Source organism: Variovorax sp. E3 (genome assembly GCF_016082275.1).
Taxonomy (GTDB): Bacteria; Pseudomonadota; Gammaproteobacteria; order Burkholderiales; family Burkholderiaceae_C; genus Variovorax.
The window spans coordinates 1-3475 of sequence record NZ_MOWM01000296.1 but is presented as its reverse complement, the minus strand read 5'-3'; the positions used below and the strand labels follow the sequence as shown (position 1 = coordinate 3475).

The 3475-nt window shown below is 67.6% G+C and carries 3 protein-coding genes and 1 pseudogene; 1 reads left to right on the top strand and 3 read right to left on the bottom strand.

Going from position 1 to position 3475, the window contains the following annotated elements; translation table 11 throughout:
• Positions 1 to 57: 57 nt before the first annotated feature.
• The 3 genes and pseudogenes from BMG07_RS40205 to BMG07_RS40195 all read right to left on the bottom strand — a co-directional run bounded on the left by BMG07_RS40205 (position 58) and on the right by BMG07_RS40195 (position 2700).
• Positions 58 to 1064 (bottom strand): annotated as a pseudogene (locus BMG07_RS40205) (hydroxyquinol 1,2-dioxygenase).
• 25 nt (positions 1065 to 1089) lie between these two features.
• On the bottom strand, positions 1090 to 1602 hold the full coding sequence (locus tag BMG07_RS40200; protein ID WP_198089148.1) for a hydroxyquinol 1,2-dioxygenase: 513 nt from the start codon (positions 1600 to 1602) through the stop codon (positions 1090 to 1092).
• 135 nt (positions 1603 to 1737) lie between these two features.
• Complete coding sequence (locus tag BMG07_RS40195) at positions 1738 to 2700, bottom strand: LysR family transcriptional regulator (protein ID WP_198089147.1); 963 nt, start codon at positions 2698 to 2700, stop codon at positions 1738 to 1740.
• A gap of 136 nt (positions 2701 to 2836) precedes the next feature.
• Between BMG07_RS40195 and BMG07_RS40190 the strand changes: the two genes are divergently transcribed.
• Positions 2837 to 3475, top strand: a 639-nt coding sequence (locus BMG07_RS40190) for a tetratricopeptide repeat protein (RefSeq protein ID WP_198089146.1), incomplete at its 3' end; no start/stop codon positions are given.

Sequence of the window (3475 nt, the reverse complement as noted above, 5' to 3'; positions counted from 1 at the left end):
GCGGGCTTGAAGAGCCCCCACCCCGGCCTCCCCCGGAAGGGGAGGGAGAAAGTCAGTTCAGAACTGCACGGGAATCTCTGGCGACTCGCCCTTCTGGATCTCGTACACCAGGCTCGGCGAGCCGTTCTCCCACACCAGCAGCATCGAGCGCTTCGGGCTGAAGCCCTGGTGGCGGCAGTAGGCGGGCATGGCGGCCATGTCGCCCGCCTTCATGATCACGCGGGCCATCGGCTTGCCGGTGTTCTTGTCGCCGCAGTCCCAGTGGATCTCGTCGGTCATCTGGAAGAACCACTCGACGCGGTCGTTGCCGTGGATGATCGGCAGGATGTGCTCCTCGGTCGTCGGGCACATGTAGCTGTGCTTGACCACCGAAGTGAAGCTCGGGTTCCACGTGACCTGCGAACGGCTCAGGAAGCCGAAGAGATTGAAGGCGTGCACCTCGTTCTCGAAGCCGGGCTCGGGATGCAGCTCGGGCTGCGCCTGCGGCACATCCACGAAGGCGCGGTTGACGGGCGCGCCGCGTTCGTCGCTGCGCAGGTCGAGGTCGCCCTTCAGGCCCACGCAGCGCTTGGCCAGCTCGCGCGCCGGGTGATCTTGGCGGTGTTGTTGCCGCTCTTGCGGCCGTAGGGCGAGCCGGTTTCCTGCGGCGCGGCGAAGGGGTCGAAGCTCTCGTTGGTCCAGTCGTCGAGCATGGCCTCGAAGGTGGCGCGGATCTGCGCCGTGGGAAAGTTCTCGAGCAGGTCGATGCCCGCGTCCTTCATGGTGCCGTTGAAGCTGCCGGCGTACAGGTCGACCGACTCGTAGTGGTTGACGGTACCGAACACGTCGTCGAAGTTGACCCAGCCGTAGAAGAAGCCCCAGGCCACGTCGCGCATCAGCGCGCGCAGGTAGCTGCCGGCGTCCATGGTGTGGCTCATGGGGCGGCCGTCGCGCGTCTTCCAGCCGATGTGCACGAAGTATTCGTCGCGCCGGAAGCTGAAGCTGCCGAGAGAAAAGTCCTTGTAGCCGAGCGTGGCGTCGGGCTGCGATGCGATCACGCGGGCGAGTTCTGCGGGGGCGTTCATGAAATGGCTCCTGTGTTCGATGCGATCAGTGCGACTGGCAGATGTCGGCCCACTTCTCTACCGAGAGGTCGCCCTTGCAGCTCTGCAGCACGATCACGCCCGGCTCGCCGGGGGTGCGGAACTGGTAGGCCGTGTTCTTGGGCAGCAGGCCCTGGTGACCGCGCGACAGCTTCATCCAGCCCATCTTCTTGCCCCGGGGTTCGCCCTTGACCAGCACGGCACCGTTCTTCTCCGTGTCGGCCACCGCCTGCGCGGCGTCGAGCTGCACCAGGTGCACTTCGACGTCGCCGTCCATCACCAGCGCGAACTCGTCGTGCGCGCAGGTGAACCAGGGCGAGGTGCCTTCGGCGCGCAGCGTCTCCAGCACGTAGATCTGGTTCTGGCCGAACACGACCTTCTCGTAGGGCTTGCTGAGGCTCGCGATTTCGAAGCAGTTGGAAAACGCGTAGTGGCGCACGTCGTCGTCGATCGGCTCGACGTGGCCCTTGTCGAATTTCTTGAGCGACCCGAAGCGGGTCTGGTAGGCGGTGGCGGTCATGGCGGTGCTGTCTCCTTGCGTCTCTGAGAGTCATCTTGGGATGAGCGAACTCTAGGAGCCCGGCGCCGCCGCCGGTAGGGACCAGTTTGGAAGAGGATTATTCGGAGTCTCCGAATAATCGCGCGGGTTTTCCCGCTAGCCGCTGCTCCGGCTGAACTCGATGAGCTCCGCCGGAATCAGGCCGCGCTCGATCAGCGTGGCGTCCCACGGCGGCACGCGCGTGAAGCGCGTGGCGATGTGCTCGATGAACAGCCGCAGCTTGAGCGCGTTGCGCGAGGTGCCCGCGTACACCGCGCTCAGCGAGAACGACGACAGCTGGTGCTCGGCCAGCACCACGCACAGCTCGCCGCGCGCAATGGCGTCGCCCGCCACCAGCGTCGGCAGGCAGACGATGCCCGCGTGCTCCAGCGCGTATTCGCGCAGCAGGTGCACGCTGTTGGTCAGCAGCGCGGCGGCCAGGTAGATGGTGGTCTGCTCGCCCTGGTGGTGAAAGGTCCAGCGGTCGCGCGTGGGGTAGCCCGAGTACAGCCCGAGCTTGTGGCGGTGCAGCTCGCGCGGCGTGGCGGGCGTGCCGTGCGCCTCCAGGTAGGCCGGCGTGGCGCAGAGCACGCGCCGCACCGGGAACAGCGGGCGCGACACCAGCTCCTGCGAGGCCGCGGGAAAGATCTGCAGCGCGCAGTCGACGCCGGCCTTCACGGGGTCGGCCACCGCGTCGCTCACGATCAGCTCCAGGTGGATGTCGGGGTAGGTGGTCTGGAATTCGCGCAGCAGCGAGGCGAAGCGGCCCAGCACCATGCCCGTGAGCGCATGCACGCGCAGCGTGCCCGAGGGCGTGCCGCGCGCGTCGCGCATCTGGTCGACGATGTCGTTGGCGCGGCCGACCAGCTCGGTGCAGTCGCGCAGGAAGGCCTGGCCCATGTCGCTGAGCCGCACCACGCGCGTGCTGCGGTGGAACAGCGGCGCGCCCAGGAACTCTTCGAGCTGCTTGACCCGCGTGGTGACGACCGAATTGGCCACCCGCAGCTGGCGCGCCGCTTCCGCGAAGCTCTGGGTCTGCGCGACGCGAACGAAAGTTTCAATGCTTTGGAGGCGATCCACGGCGGCACTGTACTGCGGCACCGGGCGCCGCGCGCGTTGCGGGCACGCCGAAAGACCGTCATCGCTGTATCGGGGGGTTACCTGCCCCACTTACAATCCCTGCCGCATCACCCACCCCTACGAGGTCTTGTCCGCAATGCCCAAGAGCCCCCGGCCACGCGCCCGTTTCAGCTTCTCCCCCACCGTGCGCGCCCTCTTCCTGGCCGCTGCAACCTGTGGCGTGGCGCTTCCCGCGCTGGCCGCCGTCGAGCATGAGGAAGTCGACAAGCTCATGCAGGCCGGCAAGCTCGACGAGGCCATGACCAAGGCCGACGCCTTCCTCAAGGACAAGCCCCGCGACCCGCAGATGCGCTTCCTGAAGGGCGTGATCCAGCTGGACACCGGCAAGCGCGCCGAGGCCATCGCCGCCTTCACGCAGCTCACGCAGGACGCCCCCGAGCTGCCCGAGCCGTACAACAACCTGGCCGTGATCTACGCGGGCCAGAACCAGTTCGACAAGGCGCGCGCCGCGCTCGAAAGCGCGATTCGCACCAACCCCAGCTACGCCACCGCCCAGGAAAACCTCGGCGACGTGTATGCACGGCTGGCGAGCCAGGCCTACAGCAAGGCGCTGCAGCTCGACCAGAACAACACGGCCGTGCAGCCCAAGCTGGCGGTGATTCGCACGCTCTTCACGCCCACACCGGCCGGCGGCAAGTCGTCGACGCTGGTGGCGTCGGCCGCGCCAGCGCCCGCACCGGCTCCGGCTCCCGTGGCGAAGGCGCCCGCGCCTGCC

Coding starts and splice junctions, on each gene's coding strand:
- BMG07_RS40200 (WP_198089148.1), bottom strand. CDS start 1,602: ATGACCGCCACCGCCTACCAGACCCGCTTCGGGTCGCTCAAGAAATTC.